12 protein-coding genes are annotated in these 14865 nt (G+C 74.3%); 6 read left to right on the top strand and 6 right to left on the bottom strand.

The annotated features are described in order from the left end of the window. Positions 1 to 181 precede the first annotated feature (181 nt). The gene (gene mutM, locus ACIBTV_RS10495) at positions 182 to 1039 is read left to right on the top strand and encodes a bifunctional DNA-formamidopyrimidine glycosylase/DNA-(apurinic or apyrimidinic site) lyase (RefSeq protein ID WP_396703735.1); all 858 of its coding nucleotides are present in this window, start codon (positions 182 to 184) and stop codon (positions 1037 to 1039) included. A gap of 230 nt (positions 1040 to 1269) precedes the next feature. After that, the gene (locus ACIBTV_RS10490) at positions 1270 to 3486 is read left to right on the top strand and encodes an MMPL family transporter (protein WP_396703734.1); all 2217 of its coding nucleotides are present in this window, start codon (positions 1270 to 1272) and stop codon (positions 3484 to 3486) included. Between the two features lie 87 nt (positions 3487 to 3573). Here ACIBTV_RS10490 and ACIBTV_RS10485 read toward each other — a convergent pair whose 3' ends face one another. Together ACIBTV_RS10485 and ACIBTV_RS10480 are read right to left on the bottom strand one after the other, a co-directional pair. After that, the gene (locus tag ACIBTV_RS10485; protein WP_396703733.1) at positions 3574 to 4443 is read right to left on the bottom strand and encodes an endo alpha-1,4 polygalactosaminidase; all 870 of its coding nucleotides are present in this window, start codon (positions 4441 to 4443) and stop codon (positions 3574 to 3576) included. A gap of 85 nt (positions 4444 to 4528) precedes the next feature. After that, positions 4529 to 5944: a CAP domain-containing protein gene (locus tag ACIBTV_RS10480; RefSeq protein ID WP_396703732.1), complete on the bottom strand. Its 1416-nt coding sequence runs from the start codon at positions 5942 to 5944 to the stop codon at positions 4529 to 4531. A 372-nt stretch (positions 5945 to 6316) separates the two neighbouring features. Between ACIBTV_RS10480 and ACIBTV_RS10475 the strand changes: the two genes are divergently transcribed. The 3 genes from ACIBTV_RS10475 (at position 6317) to ACIBTV_RS10465 (ending at position 11102) form a co-directional block, all read left to right on the top strand. Next, complete coding sequence (locus ACIBTV_RS10475; protein WP_091591078.1) at positions 6317 to 6511, top strand: hypothetical protein; 195 nt, start codon at positions 6317 to 6319, stop codon at positions 6509 to 6511. 356 nt (positions 6512 to 6867) lie between these two features. Next, a complete protein-coding gene (gene smc / locus ACIBTV_RS10470) occupies positions 6868 to 10482 on the top strand; it encodes a chromosome segregation protein SMC (RefSeq protein WP_396703731.1) in 3615 nt (1204 codons plus the stop codon). Beyond that, positions 10482 to 11102, top strand: coding sequence for an HAD-IA family hydrolase (locus ACIBTV_RS10465; protein ID WP_396703729.1), 621 nt, complete (start codon positions 10482 to 10484; stop codon positions 11100 to 11102). Before smc ends, ACIBTV_RS10465 begins: the two co-directional genes overlap by 1 nt. A 69-nt stretch (positions 11103 to 11171) precedes the next feature. Here the strand turns inward: ACIBTV_RS10465 and ACIBTV_RS10460 are convergent, their stop codons facing one another. Beyond that, positions 11172 to 12125, bottom strand: coding sequence for an SMP-30/gluconolactonase/LRE family protein (locus tag ACIBTV_RS10460; protein WP_396703728.1), 954 nt, complete (start codon positions 12123 to 12125; stop codon positions 11172 to 11174). A 77-nt stretch (positions 12126 to 12202) separates the two neighbouring features. Here ACIBTV_RS10460 and ACIBTV_RS10455 point away from each other — a divergent pair, with 77 nt between their 5' ends. Continuing rightward, the gene (locus ACIBTV_RS10455; protein WP_396703727.1) at positions 12203 to 13183 is read left to right on the top strand and encodes an ArsR/SmtB family transcription factor; all 981 of its coding nucleotides are present in this window, start codon (positions 12203 to 12205) and stop codon (positions 13181 to 13183) included. Here the strand turns inward: ACIBTV_RS10455 and ACIBTV_RS10450 are convergent. The 3 genes from ACIBTV_RS10450 to ACIBTV_RS10440 all read right to left on the bottom strand — a co-directional run bounded on the left by ACIBTV_RS10450 (position 13170) and on the right by ACIBTV_RS10440 (position 14859). Beyond that, positions 13170 to 13691 carry a DinB family protein gene (locus ACIBTV_RS10450; RefSeq protein ID WP_396703726.1) on the bottom strand — a complete coding sequence of 174 codons (522 nt, stop codon included), beginning with the start codon at positions 13689 to 13691 and terminating at the stop codon, positions 13170 to 13172. The genes ACIBTV_RS10455 and ACIBTV_RS10450 overlap by 14 nt on opposite strands. 43 nt (positions 13692 to 13734) lie before the next feature. Further along, positions 13735 to 14223: a universal stress protein gene (locus tag ACIBTV_RS10445; RefSeq protein WP_396703781.1), complete on the bottom strand. Its 489-nt coding sequence runs from the start codon at positions 14221 to 14223 to the stop codon at positions 13735 to 13737. A 195-nt stretch (positions 14224 to 14418) separates the two neighbouring features. Then, positions 14419 to 14859, bottom strand: a complete 441-nt coding sequence (locus ACIBTV_RS10440; protein WP_396703725.1) for a MarR family winged helix-turn-helix transcriptional regulator — start codon at positions 14857 to 14859, stop codon at positions 14419 to 14421. Positions 14860 to 14865: the final 6 nt, after the last annotated feature.

Genomic DNA, 14865 nt, shown 5'->3' with positions numbered 1-14865 from the left:
GGCAACGGCTCCGGGCCGTCCGGCAACGGCTCCGGCCCGCACGGCGCCCCCGCGGCGGCGCGCACCGACGCCACCATCGACGCCGACGCCACCATCGACGCTGACGCCACCACCGAGGCGGCCGCCACGACCGACGCCGACGCCACGGACACGGTTGGCGACCGGGACCCGGGGCCGGCACGTGCCTGAGTTGCCCGAGGTCGAGACCGTCCGGCAGGGCCTGGCCCAGTGGGTGATCGGCCGACGGATCGATTCCGTCGAGGTGCGCCACCCGAGGGCGGTCCGGCGGCACGTGCCCGGTGGGCAGCACTTCGCCGACGTGCTGGCCGGCCGGACGATCCTCGACGTACGCCGGCGCGGCAAGTACCTCTGGCTACCGCTGGACTCGGGTGACGCGGTGGTCGGCCACCTCGGCATGTCCGGTCAGCTGCTGCTGCAACCGGCGGACGCCCCCGACGAGACGCACCTGCGGGTGCGGTTCCGGTTCGCCGACGACGGCCCGGAGCTGCGCTTCGTCGACCAGCGCACGTTCGGCGGGCTCGCGGTGAGCGAGGGCGGGGCGGAGCTGCCGGCGGAGATCGCCCACATCGCCCGGGACCCGATGGACCCGCAGTTCTCCGACGCCGGGTTCGTGGCCGGGCTGCGGCGGCGGCGCACCGAGGTGAAGCGGGCGCTGCTCGACCAGACGCTGATCTCCGGAGTGGGCAACATCTACGCCGACGAGGCGCTCTGGCGGGCCGGCCTGCACGGCGCCCGGCCGACCGACGCGCTGACCGGCCCGGCCGCGCAGCGGCTGCTCGGGCACGTACGGGACGTGCTGGGTGAGGCGATCAAGCAGGGCGGCACCAGCTTCGACGCCCTCTACGTCAACGTCAACGGCGAGAGTGGCTACTTCGACCGGTCGCTCAACGTCTACGGCCGGGAGGGCGAGCCCTGTCGCCGCTGCGGCGCGCCGATCCGCCGCGAACCGTTCATGAACCGGTCCTCGTACAGCTGCCCGCGTTGTCAGACCCGCCCCCGGGGCGCCCTGCGGGGTTGACCCTGAGCCGTCTCGGGGGCGCGGTTCGCGTGTCGGCCGGTGCCGCTCCGGGCGTACCCCCGGTGACCGTCTGATTCGCGACCGATGCCCCCACCGACGCGCCCCGATCGGGGGTCGTCCCGCCCGGGTGGACACCGGGGACGGGCCGGGGCGCTCCCGGATGTCCGCGGACGGTTCCGTCCCTAGCGTCAGCACCGGTGACATGGGCTGACGGAACAGGGGGACCCGTGATGGGGGCGAGACCGGTGACGGTCCGGCTGGCGCGGTGGAGCGCCGAACATCCGTGGCGCGCGATCGCGCTGTGGGTGGTGTTCGTGGCGGTGTGTTTCGTGGGGGGAAACGCCGCGGGCCTCAACGAGGCCACGAACTCCGACCGGGCGATCGGCGAGTCCGGCCGGGCCGGGGTGATCGTCGAGGGCGGTGACTTCCACCAGCCGGCGGTGGAGAACATCCTGATCACCGCGCGTACGGGCACGCTCGACCAGGCGGCCGCGCGGGCGGCGGCCGGCGACGCCGCGGAGCGGCTGCGGTCGGTGGTCGGGGTGGCCGAGGTGGGGCAGCCGGTGCCGGCGCGGGACGACTCCGCGCTGCTGCTGCCGATCACCATGTCCGGCGACCCGGAGACGGCGTCGGAGCGGCTGCAACCGCTGCTCGACGCCACGGCCGCCACCCAGGACGCCCACCCGCGGCTGCGCATCGAGCAGGTCGGCGGCCCGTCGGTCAACAAGGCGCTCGACGACACCCTCGGCAAGGACTTCCAGCGCGCGGAGCTGCTCAGCCTGCCGGTGACCCTGGCCATCCTGATCATCGCGTTCGGCGCGCTCATCGCGGCCGGCGTGCCGGTGCTGCTCGCGCTCTCCTCGGTGGCCGCCGCGATGGGGCTCTCCACCCTCGCCTCGCACCTGGTGCCGGCGACCGATGTCACGGCCAGCGTCATCCTGCTCATCGGCATGGCGGTCGGCGTGGACTACTCGCTGTTCTACGTGCGCCGGGAACGCGAGGAACGCGCCAAGGGACGCTCCGGCCTGGACGCCGTGGAGATCGCCGCGGAGACCAGCGGACACGCGGTCGTGGTCTCCGGCTTCGCCGTGGTCATCTCGATGGCCGGCCTGCTGCTCGCCGGTGACGCGGTCTTCTCCTCGCTCGCCGTGGGCTCCATCCTGGTGGTCGCCGTCGCGGTGACCGGCTCGTTGACCGTGCTGCCCGCGCTGCTGGCGAAGCTGGGCCGCTGGGTCGACCGCCCCCGGGTGCCGCTGCTGTGGCGGTTGACCGCGCCGCGTACCGGACGAGCCGGGGAGGCGCCGCCACGATTCTGGCCGGCCGTGCTCCGGCCCGCGCTGCGGGCGCCGGTGGCGACGCTGGTGATCTCCGTCGGCCTGCTGCTCGCCCTCGCCGCGCCCGCGCTGGGCATGAAGCTGAAGTTCCCCGGCATGGAGGACCTGCCGCGCAGCACGCCGGCGATGCAGGCGTACGACCGGTTGACCGCCGCCTTTCCCAGCAACGGCACGAGCCACACGGTCGCGGTCCGGGCGCCGGCGGCCGAGGCCGAGCGGGTGCGGGCCGCGCTGACCGACCTGGCCGGTCGGGCCGGCGGCGATCCGCTCTTCGCGCCCGTCGAGGCGGACGGCCCGAAGATCCGGGTGTCGGACGACCGGCGGGTGTCGGTGCTGGAGGTGGCCACGCCGTACGCCAGCCGCGACGATCGGGCCGTCGACTCCCTGCACCGGCTGCGGGACGATCTCGCCCCGGCCGCGCTCCGTGGTGTCCCCGGCATCGAGTACGCGGTCGGCGGTGGCGTCGCCGCCAGCGAGGACTACGCGGCGCACGTCCGGGACAAGCTCCCGCTGGTGATGGGCTTCGTGCTGGTGCTCACGTTCCTGGTGATGACGCTGACGTTCCGCTCGGTGGTGGTGGCGGTCAGCTCGATCGCGCTGAACCTGCTCTCCGCGGGCGCCGCGTACGGGCTGCTGGTGCTGGTCTTCCAGGGCGGCTGGGCGGACGACCTGCTCGGCTTCACCTCGATGGGCGCGATCGTGTCCTGGCTGCCGCTGTTCCTCTTCGTGGTGCTCTTCGGCCTGTCGATGGACTACCACGTCTTCGTGGTCAGCCGGATCCGGGAGGGGATCCGCGCCGGGATGTCCAACCGGGACGCCGTGGCGTACGGCATCACCACATCGGCCGGGGTGGTGACCAGCGCGGCGATCGTGATGGTCGGCGTCTTCTCGATCTTCGCGACGCTGAGCACGATCGACATGAAGCAGCTCGGCATCGGGCTCGCGGCGGCGATCCTGCTGGACGCCACGATCATCCGGGCGGTGGTGCTGCCGGCCCTGATGACCATGCTCGGCGACGCGAACTGGTGGGCGCCGCGCTTCCTGCGCCGCCGTCCGGCGGTCGCGCCGACCGACCCGCCGGCGTCCGCGCCGGAGCTCGTCGGCGTCCGCTGACGATCATCAGGCGGGGCCGGGCCGTACGCGCGGTCCGGCCCCGCCGCGTCGCCCGGCCTCCTGGGGCGGACACGGCCGACCGCACGGTCAGGGCAGCGCGCAGGAGATCCGCCACGCGTCGAGGGTGCGCTCCTTGCGCATGGAGGTGAAGCCGTAGCCGACGGTGGTCACGCAGAAGTCGGTGGTCGAGCCCGTGTACTCGACGTGGAAGACCGGCTTCCCCGCCTCGGTGAACGCGAGCAGCTTGGCGCACAGGCCGAGGCGTACGCACTCCTCGTTGACCGCGAAGTCGAAATCCGGGGCCAGCGCCGCGACCTGGGGCACGTCGTTGAGCAGCCCGGGGGAGAGGTCCAGGGACCGGGCGAGCGTGGCCAACCGCCGGTTGAACACCAGCTGGTCGTCGAAGCCCAGCGGAAAGCCGCTGCGGTGCAGGTAGCCGTCCGCGTCGGCGAGGACCACCGCGCCGAATCCCTTGCCTCGGCAGAGCCGCATCCGGTCCGCGAGCACCGGCTCCAGGGTGTCCCACTGCCGGACGTCGAGCCATCGGCTCCCCGGACGGTGGCCGGCCGCACCGCGTACGGTCTCGGGGAAGCGGCTCGCGTCCGCGTCGTCGGGCAGCAGCGAACCCACGTGGACCTGGCAGACGAGCCGACGGTCCCGGGCCCGCAGGTCGGCGGTCTCCGCCGTGGTCGTCCGCACCGGGTCGAGCAGGAACACGTCGGCGTCGACGTTCGGGTCGAGCGGGCCGCTCAGCTGCCACTGCCACTGCCAGTGGCGGGCCGACTCCGCCGGCCACGCCGTCGGGGCGCCCGGTGGGGTGAGCTCCACGCGGCACCCGTACACCGGGATCAGCAGGAGCAGGACGGCGCCGGCGGACAGTGCCCGGCGCAGCCGGCACCGGACGGCGCGACGCCGCAGCCGGATCCGCATCGGCAGCTCCCGGGTCCCGGGCGGCACCCGGCCGCCCCCACCGGTACGCCGCCCCCACGTCGACGTACCTCATCCGGGTGAACGAGCGCGGACCCGCCGACGACTCGCCCGGTCAGCGCGGCGTGGCGAAGACCTGCGTCCAGTACGGCCCGTTGCTGCTCGCGATGCCCACGCCGATCTCGGTGAACGCGCAGTTCAGGATGTTGGCGCGGTGTCCGGGGCTGTTCATCCAGGCGTCCATCACCGCGGCCGGCGTCTTCTGGTTCCACGCCACGTTCTCGCCGTAGGTGCGCCACGCGTAGCCCACCCGGTCGAGCCGGTCACCGGCGTCGCTGCCGTCACTGCCGGTGTGCGACATGTTCTGGTGGTCGGCCTGGTCCTGGCTGTGCCGCTGTGCCGCGGTCATCAGCTTGTCGTCGATGCCGAGGGCGCCGCAGCCGGCCTTGGCCCGCTCGGCGTTCACCAGGTCGACGATCTCGCGCGCCTGGGCGCTGACGGTGCCGCCGGCCGGGGCCGTCGTCGCGGCGGAGCTCGGCTTGGGGCTCCGGTCGACGCTGCGCCGGGACGTCGCCGTGGTGCGGGAGGGCACCGGGGTGGGCCGGTTGGTCGGGCTCGCCGACGGGGTCGGGCGGGCCGTGGTGGGCGAGGCGGTTGCGGCGGGGGCGGCCAGCGCGTCACCGGGGAACGCCTCGTCAGCGGGCGGGGCGGGCGCGGCGGCCACGGTGTCGTCGACCGCGCTCGGCTCGCCCGGACCGCCGGGGCCGCCGGGCAGGGCGAACGCGCCGACGCCGAGGCTCACCACCAGGGTGGCCGCCGCGGCGGCGCCACCGATGAGCAGCGGTCGGGGGACCCGTCGGCGGGACCGGTGCCGCCCCTGGGCGCCGCCCTGGTCGACGGTCGTGGTGCGGGGAGCGACCGGCGGGCTGATCGGGGCGGTGGCGTCGTCGACGTGCCAGGTGCCGGCGACCGGCCCACCGTCGCGCTCGCCGTACGCCGACCAGCCACCACGCGTGGGCTCGCTGTCGCGGTCGTACGCCGGCCAGGCGTCGCTCGTGGGCGCGCTCGCGTCGTACGTCGACCACGCCTCCGTGGCGGCGTCGGTGGTCCAGCCGCCGATCGGCGGCTCCGCCGGGACGCCCCCCGCGGCGGGACCGTGGTGCCGGCCGGTGGACTCGTCCGCCGCCCAGGGGTCGGTCCGCTCCGCGGACCAGTGCGTGGACGATTCGTCCCGCCAGCCACCGGCGGGGAGGTCCCGGTGCCGGCCGTCGGTCGCCCGCTCGTCCCGCGGCGCGGGCTCGGCCGCCCATCGGCCGGTCGGCTGGTCGTCCCACCCGCCCGTGGGCTCCGCCCACCGGCCGTCCGTCGGCTGGTCGTGGCGCCGGGTCTCGGCCGGCTGCTCGGGGTCGTCCCCGAACAGGTAGGCCGACCGCGGCTCCGGACGGTCGGTCAGCCAGGCCGGTTCGCCGATCGGGGATTCCGGGCGCCGGGCGGCGCCAGCCGGGTCGTTCGGGTCGGTCCTGCCGTACACGCCTCAGCCTCCAGAGGGTCGGTTGCGGGCCGGGGTGACGCTACGACTGCCCCGCGACCTGCGGCAATGTGGCTAAGGAAGAGTTAAGGGGAAGCCGGACGCCCGGGTGCGGACTTCCCGGGAACGGAGGCGTACAGTAAAGGCGTCCGGACAGAGCGTGTCCGTGCCTCGTGGCAGCCCCCCGGCAAGTGGTCAGGCCGACGCAGAGATGATCTACGGCCTGCGAGAACTTGACGAAGGGGGGGTTTGCGGCTCAATATATAAGTGTCGCCAGTCGCGCCCGGCCATGCCCAGATACAGCTGGAATGGCAGTCGCTGACACATGGGCGCGCGTTGGCCGGCCTTTCCGGCAGCGCATATCAAGGAGTCATCATGGCGAAGGCCCTCTACGGCCACGTAGGTGCAGCGCCCGACCGGCGTCTGCTCGACGAGGTCACCCGACTGCGTGCCAGGGTTCAGGCACTCGAGTTCGAGCTCACGCGTCTGCGCGCCGAGAATGATCGGCTCGCCGCCGCCGCGAGTGAGGCGGACGATCTGCTCCGGCTCGCCGAGCCCGCGCTGACCTGATCCCGGGTCGGAAAACTGAATCGCAACACGCAAAAAAGCGCGCCGTCACCTGTGTGCCGGCGCGCAGCTCTGTCTCCACGCTTTTCCGCCCCCGCAATTAATCGATCTTGGCGACGGTCCGTCTCACCGGTTCCGGAAATGGCGGCGGTCCACGCGTCGCGTGAACGATGATCGCCTTTGCCGTGGCGTACCGATGAGCAATGCATGGCCGCCCGGGCCGGCCGGTGAGCGCTGCGCGGCCCGCACCGCAGGCGGGTCGCGTGCCCGCGCCCCGGCGCCCGCGGGTTAGTCTGCGGGTTCACCAGGGGTCCGCGCAGCCGGCGACGGTACGGCGGCCACCGGACGAGGATCGGGACGTGCATCTCAAGAGCCTGACGGTGAAGGGCTTCAAGTCCTTCGCCTCCGCGACGACGTTGAAGCTGGAGCCGGGCATCACCTGCGTGGTGGGTCCGAACGGCTCCGGCAAGTCCAACGTCGTCGACGCCATCGCCTGGGTGCTCGGCGAGCAGGGCGCGAAGGCGTTGCGCGGCGGCAAGATGGAGGACGTCATCTTCGCCGGCACCGCCGGCCGCGCCCCCCTGGGCCGGGCCGAGGTGACCCTCACCATCGACAACACCGACGGTGCGCTGCCGATCGAGTACACCGAGGTGTCCATCACCCGCCGCATGTTCCGGTCCGGCGAGAGCGAATACGAGATCAACGGCGATTCCTGCCGGTTGCTCGACATCCAGGAGCTGCTGTCCGACTCCGGCATCGGCCGGGAGATGCACATCATCGTCGGCCAGGGTCGGCTCGACGGCATGCTGCACGCCAAGCCGGAGGACCGGCGCGCGTTCATCGAGGAGGCCGCGGGCGTCCTCAAGCACCGCAAGCGCAAGGAAAAGGCGCTGCGCAAGCTCGACGCGATGCAGACGAACCTCAACCGGCTGACCGATCTCACCGCCGAGCTGCGCCGCCAGCTCAAGCCGCTCGGCCGGCAGGCCGAGGTGGCCCGTCGGGCCGCCGCCATCCAGGCCAACCTGCGGGACGCCCGGCTGCGGTTGCTCGCCGACGACCTGGCGACCCTGCGCGCGACCCTGGACAAGGAGATCGCCGACGAGACCGCCCTGCGGGAGCGCCGGGAGCAGGTCGAGGCGGAGCACACCGAGGTGCAGCAGCGCCTCGGTGAGCTGGAGGCCGCCCTCGCCGAGGACGCGCCGCTGCTCGCCGCCGCCCAGGACACCTGGTACAAGCTGTCCGCGCTCCAGGAGCGGTTCCGTTCCATCGAGCAGCTCGCCCGCGAGCGGCTGCGTCACCTCAGCGCCACGCCGGACGACGAGCGCCCCGGGCGCGACCCGGACCAGTTGGAGGCCGAGGCCGAGCGGGTCCGCGAGCAGGAGGAGGAGCTGCGCGGGGCGCTCACCGACGACCAGATCCGGCTGGCCGAGGCCGTGGAGCACCGCCAGGAGCTGGAGCGGCAGCTCGCCGCCGCGGAGCGGCAGCTGGTCGCGGCGGCGAAGGCGATCGCCGACCGCCGGGAGGGGCTGGCCCGACTCACCGGCCAGGTGAACTCCGCCCGGACCCGCGCCACCACCGGTGGGGAGGAGATCGAGCGCCTCGCCGCCGCCCACGCCGACGCGATGGCCCGCGCGGAGAAGGCCCAGGCCGACCTTGACGCGGTGGCCGAGCAGTCCACCGAGGCGGACCGCGACAACGCCGACCTGGACACCCGGCACGCCGAGGCGGTGGCCGTGCACGAGCGCGCCCAGGCGGCCGTCCGGTCGCTGTCCGACGCCGAGCGCGCCGCGGAGAAGGACGCCGCCACCTGGAAGGCCCGCGAGGAGGCCCTCGCGCTCGGCCTGCGACGCAAGGACGGCGCCGGCGCGCTGCTCGCCCGCGCCGGCGACGTGCCCGGCCTGCTCGGCAGCCTCTCCGGACTGCTCACCGTCGCGCCCGGGCACGAGGCAGCCCTCGCCGCCGCGCTCGGCGGGCTGGCCGACGCGGTCGCCGTCAGCGGTGTGGACGAGGCGGTCGAGGCGATGCGACTGCTGAAGATCTCCGACGCCGGCCGGGCCGGGCTGCTGGTGGGCAGCCCGGCAGGCCCCGGCATGGACGGACCCGCCGACGCGCTGCGACCCAAACTGCCCGACGGCGCGCAGTGGGCCCCGGACCTGGTGGAGTGCGGCGACCAGCTCCGGCCGGCGGTGCACCGGGCGTTGCGTGACGTCGTCCTCGTCGAGGACCTCGCCGCCGCCGCCGAACTGGTGGGCGTCAACCCGGAGCTGCGGGCGGTCACCCCGGACGGCGACGTCGTCGGGGCGTACGCGGCGGCCGGCGGGTCGGCCAAGGCACCCAGCTTCATCGAGGTGCAGGCCGCCGTCGAGGAGGCCCGCACCAACCGGATCGCGGCCGAACACACCGCCGCCGAGCTGCGCGACCAGCTGGTCGAGGCGCGCGCCGAGGTGGCCGTCGCCAAGGAGGCGGTGCAGCACGCCGCGGCCGCGAAGCGGGAGGCGGAGAGCCATCGCAACGCCGCCGCCCGCCGCCTGGCCGAGCTGGGCGCGGCCGCCCGTTCGGCGAAGGCGGAGACCGACCGGCTCGGCGAGTCCCGGGCGCGCGCCGAGGCCGCCCGCGAGCGTGACCTGCTGGCCCTGGCCGAGTTGGAGGAGCGGCTGCGGCTGGCCGAGGAGACCCCGGTCGACGCCGAGCCGTCCACCGAGGAGCGGGACCAGCTCGCCGCGATGGTGCCGCAGGCCCGACAGAACGAGATGGAGGTGCGGCTGGCGGTGCGTACCGCCGAGGAGCGGGTCTCCTCGATCGCCGGCCGCGCCGACTCGCTGCGCCGACAGGCCACCGCGGAGCGGGCCGCGCGGGAGCGCGCCGCGGCCCGGCGGGCCGCCCGCACCCGGGGCGCCGCGATCGCCCGGGCCGTCGCCGGTGGCGCCCGCGAGGCGCTGACCCGGCTCACCACGTCGATCGCCACCGCCGAGCAGCAGCGCGACGAGGTGGCGCGCGAGCGCGCCGCTCGGGAGGCCGAGCTCCAGGAGGTACGCGGAGCGGCGAAGCGGCTCGGCGGTGAGCTGGAGCGGCTGACCAGCCAGGTGCACCGCGACGAGGTCGCCCGCGCCGAGCAGCGGCTGCGCATCGAGCAGTTGGAGGCGAAGGCCGCCGAGGACTTCGGCCTCGACGTGGAGACCCTGGTCGCCGAGTACGGCCCCGGCCAGCCGGTGCCGCCGACGCAGGCCGACGTCGCCGCCGCCGAGCGGGACGGCCTGCCGGTGCCCGAGCCGGTCCGCTACGAGCGGCCGGTGCAGGAGAAGCGGGCCGCGAAGGCGGAGCGGGAGCTGGCCCTGCTCGGCAAGGTGAACCCGCTGGCGCTGGAGGAGTTCGCCGCGCTGGAGGAGCGCTACAAGTTCCTGTCCGAGCAGCTGGAGGACCTCAAGGCCACCCGGCGGGACCTGCTCACCGTCGTCAAGGACGTGGACGACCGGATCCTGGAGGTGTTCGCCAGCGCGTTCGCCGACACCGCCCGGGAGTTCGAGCAGGTCTTCACGGTGCTCTTCCCCGGCGGCGAGGGCCGGCTGGTGCTCACCGACCCCGACGACCTGCTCACCACGGGTGTGGAGGTGGAGGCCCGGCCGCCCGGCAAGAAGATCAAGCGGCTGTCGCTGCTCTCCGGCGGCGAGCGGTCGCTGACCGCGGTGGCCATGTTGGTGGCGATCTTCCGCGCGCGACCCAGCCCGTTCTACATCATGGACGAGGTGGAGGCGGCGCTCGACGACGTGAACCTCGGCCGGCTGATCACACTGCTGGCGCAGCTGCGGGAGAAGAGCCAGCTCATCGTCATCACGCACCAGAAGCGGACGATGGAGGTCGCCGACGCGCTCTACGGGGTGACCATGCGCGGCGGCGTCACCCAGGTCATCAGCCAGCGGCTCAACCGGGCCGACGACGAGGACGAGCGGCAGGGCCGCGGCGAGGAGAACGGGTAGTGGCTCGGGAACGCGCGACGGCGCTCCTGGTGGATTTCGACGGCGTCGTACGGCGCTTCGACCCGGCGGTGGCCGCCGGGGTGGAACAGCGGTACGGCCTCGCCGAGGGGGTGCTCACCGAGATCGCCATGCAGTGGGGGCGGCTCCAGCCGGTGCTCACCGGACAGGTCAGCCACGCCGACTGGATGACCAGCGTCGCCGACGCGCTGGCCGAGCCGGTGGGCAGCCCGGAGCGGGCCCGGGCGGCGGTCGAGGAGTGGCAGACCTACCGGGGCGAGATCGACGCGGAGGTGCTCGGCTTCGTCCGGGAGGCGCGGGCCGCCGGCATCCGGGTCGGGCTGGCCACCAACGCCACCGACCGGCTCGACGACGACCTGGCCGCGCTCGACCTGACCGACGAGTTCGACGCGGTGGTCAGCTCGTACCGGCTCGGCGTGAACAAGCCGGCGAAGGAGTACTTCCAGGCGGCCTGCCAGGCCCTCGCCACCCCACCGGACCGGGTGCTGTTCACCGACGACGAGGACTGGTCGGTGCGGGGCGCCCGCGTCGCCGGGCTCTCCGCCCACCGCTGGACGGGCCCCGGCGACCTGCGCTACCTGCGGGCGGCGCTGGCGTACTGAGCGGGCGGCCGGGCGTGGTCAGGGGCCGCAGGTCCCTTCCCGGGTGTCGCCGGGCGGGACCGGCGCCGGTCAACGCACGCCCGGCACCTCGCTCACCGTGAACGGCGGCGTGGGCGTCTCGGCGTTGAGCTGGCTGTTGACCCACAGCAGGCGGCCACCGTCGCGGGCGAGGGTGGTCGGCGACTGGGCCAGCGGCGCCGGTCGCGACTGCCGGACCACCCGCGCCGTCCGTCGGTCCGCGTCGAGGACCGCCACGTTGACCGCGAAGCTCCAGCCGCCGTGCCCGTCGGGGAAGTTCACCACCCCGTAGAGCCGGTCGCCCTCCAGCAGCAGCCCGTCGGCGCCCATCTGCCCGCCGCTCACCCGCACCACCGTCGCGGTACGCCCCCGCAGGTCGACCCGGTGCAGACGTTCGCTTCCCGGCTCGCCGGTGCCCTGGTCGGCGACGAGCGCGTACCGGCCGTCCGGGGTGACCGCGATGCCGTTCAGGAAGCCCGGAGCGGCGGCGAAGTCCGCCGGGGTGAGCCACGGGGTGAGGTCGCCGATCCGCGTGCGGTCGAGGGGGGCCCGCCACACGGTCCCGGTCGCCGAGTCGGTGACGTAGACGGCGTCGTCGGTCACCGCCACGTCGTTGAGGGCGGCGTCGGTGGCCGCCACCCGCCGGGCGAGCAGCGTGCCGTCCGGGGCGTGCACGAAGAGCGTGCCGGTCACCCAGCCGGCGACGAAGAGGCGGCCGTTCCGGTCCGGGCGCACCCCGGCCGCGCTCGTCCGACCGTCCCCGCCGGCCGGCAGGAACGGCCGAAGCGCGGGCCGGGCGGTGTCGCCCCGGTAGACGGCGCCGGTGGTCACGCTGGTGACGTAGATCGTGCCGTCGGCTGTGACGGCGACGCCCTCGGGGCGTACGTCCGGCTCGTGGGTGACGACGTAGCTGTCCGGGCGTTCCCGGTCGGGGATGGGGGAGGGTCCGGCGGCGACGGTCAGGACGGTGAGCGCGGCGACGGCCGCCGCGAGGAAACTCGTCATGCGCGAAGGATCGGCGCGGGTCCGTCCACACTCCACACCCTTTCGGGCTGGCGTGAAGGGCGGCTAGCGTCGGCCGCATGTTGACCCTGCACCTGAACGCGACGGACCTCAGCCGCACCACCGTGCGATCCGCGCCGTCGGTGCTGATCGAGCTGGCCGCCGCCGGTCAACGCCTCTTCCAGGCCACCGTGCCGGAGCACCTGGCGCAGTGGCGGGCCCGCACCCGGGCCGCGCTCCGCCCGGCCATGCGGCCGTACCTGGACCTGTGCCGCCTGGCGTGGTGGCTGCCGGACTTCGTCACCCCGCCCGGCCTCGGCAGCGACTTCCGCACGTCGCTCGACGAGGTGGCGGCCACCCCCGCCGAGCGGCTGGCGGCGGAGCTGCGGCCCCGCCTGGACGCCGGTGACCTCCCGGCGCGGGTCGGCCCGCTGGCGTCGGGGGACGCGGCGGCCCGGCGGGAACTGCTGGCGGCGATGACGGCGTTCCACGCGGTGGCGGTGGCCCCGTACTGGTCGACGGTCGGCGCGGCGGTGCAGGCCGACCGAGCCGTACGCGGACACGCGCTGGTGGACGCCGGGATCGACCGGGTGCTGCGTGATCTCAGCCCGCACCTGTCCTGGCGTTCCGCCGGCTCCACCTACCAGTTGTCGTACGAGTGCGCGTTCGGCACGGAGTTGGACGTGGTGCCGGACGGTCGGGGTGTGACGCTGGTCCCGGCCTACTTCCTGCCGCACCCGTGCGTGCTCGACGACCCGGCCGGGCCGCTCGTCCTCGCCTACCCGATCCGCCCGAGCCGGCGCGAGCTGACCACCGCCGAGCCCTTGGCGAACCTGCTGGGACGGACCCGGGCGGCGGTGTTGGGCGTGATCGCCGATGGGCCGAGCACCTCGCAGGTCGCCCGGGCGCTCGGCATCTCGGTCGCCTCGGCCAGCCAGCACGCCTCGACGCTGCGGGCGGCCGGGCTGATCACGTCCCACCGCAACGGTGTCGCCGTGCTGCACGCGCTCACCCCGCTCGGCGCGCACCTGCTGCGGGCCGGGCAGGTCAGTCCCCGGTGACGCCGTCGAGGCGCTCGCGGATCAGGTCGGCGTGGCCGTTGTGCCGGGCGTACTCCTCGATCATGTGGGTGTAGACCCAGCGCAGGTTGAAGGTGCGGCGCTTCGGGGTCTTCTCGGTGAAGGTCTCGTCGAGGGAGTGACCGGCGGCCGCGGCCCGGGCCAGCTCGACCTCGCGGTGGAAGGTCGCGAAGTCGGCCTCGGCGTCGGTGCCGGTCACGTCGAAGTCGGCGTCCGGTTGCTCGGGGGTGAAGTAGGGGTAGTCGACGGTCTCGCCGGCGAAGTTGTCCCGGAACCACCAGGCCTCCACCTCGGCCAGGTGGCGGACGAGCCCGAGCAGGGTGAGCCCGGACGGCTCGACGCTCGGTGTGGTCAACTGGTCGGCGGTCAGGCCGGCGCACTTCAGCAGCAGGGTCTGCCGGTGGTAGTCGAGCCAGCCCTCCAGCATGGTGCGCTCGTCGGCGACGAGGGGCTCGGGCGTGCGGGTGATCTCGGGTGCTCTCCAGGTCATCCGGACATGATCGCCGGGAGGTCCGACAGCGGGCGACCGGTTATCAGGGCACCACGACGACCGGCCAGCGGCCGGCGCGGACCAGTCGGGTGGCCACGGAGCCGACCAGCCGGTGGCCGGCCTGTTCGGAGGAGCCCACCACCACCAGGTCCGCGTGGAACTCGTCGGCCGCGTCCCGCAGTTCGGTGTACGCGTCGCCGCGCCGGCAGACGAACGTGATCGGCAGGCCCAGCTCCTCGGCGCCCCGCCGGATGTCCCGGCGCAGCTCGGCGGCGAGCTCGTCCTGTGCGCGCCGCACCGCCCCGGCGTCCACGCCGGGCATCATGGCGGTGAGCCCGTTCGGGGCGCTGACGAAGACGACGACGAGGGCCGATCCCTGGCGGCGAGCGAGGCCGGCGGCGTACCAGCCGGCGCGCTCCGAGGTGCGGGTGCCGTCGACGCCGACCAGCACCACGCGGGGTCCGTCGGTGCCGCGCTCGAACGGCAGGGGTCGGGCCTCCGGGCCGTACTCCTCCCGGTCGGGTGCTCCCACGCTCACGGCCGCCTCCCCCTTCGCGTCGCCGGTCTCCACTGTCGCTCGGGTCGGGACGGACGGGTAGGGGCCCGTGCCGTCGGCCTCCTGGTAACCATAGGACTCGTTGCCTGAAGCAACAACATGCCGAACGGGAAGAATGTTCCGGACATTGATTCGGTCTCGCCCCCGTAGGCGCGGCGTGCCCGGGGCGGGTCAGGACCAGGCGTCGTTGAAGCGGCCCAGCAGCCGCGCGAACTCCGCCACGTCCTCGACCGGCCAGCTCTCCAGCGTGCCCCGGATGTGCCCCATCCGGGCGGCCCGCGCCGCGTCGAAGCGGCGCTGCCCCTCCTCGGTGAGGCTCAGCTGCGCGGCCCGCCCATCGGTCGGATCGGGGATGCGGCGCACCAGGCCGAGCGTCTCCAGCCCGCGGATCTGCCGGCTGAGCGTCCCCTTGCCGATCCCCAGCCGGGTGGACAGGTCGGTGAGCCGGATCGAATCGCACCGGCGCAGCCAGAGCAGCAGTCCGTAGGCGTTCGGTTCCAGGTTCGGGTGCACCTCGCGGGCGACATCCCACGAGACGGCCCGGCCGCGCCGCAGCAGTGCGGTCAGCTCATGCTCGACCGCCCGCAGCGTCTCCGCGTGCTGCTCGTCCACGGCGTA

Source organism: Micromonospora sp. NPDC049366, from assembly GCF_044466625.1.
Lineage (GTDB): Bacteria > Actinomycetota > Actinomycetes > Mycobacteriales > Micromonosporaceae > Micromonospora.
Note: the sequence above shows the minus strand (reverse complement) of the source record. Positions and strands in the feature narration are given on the sequence as shown.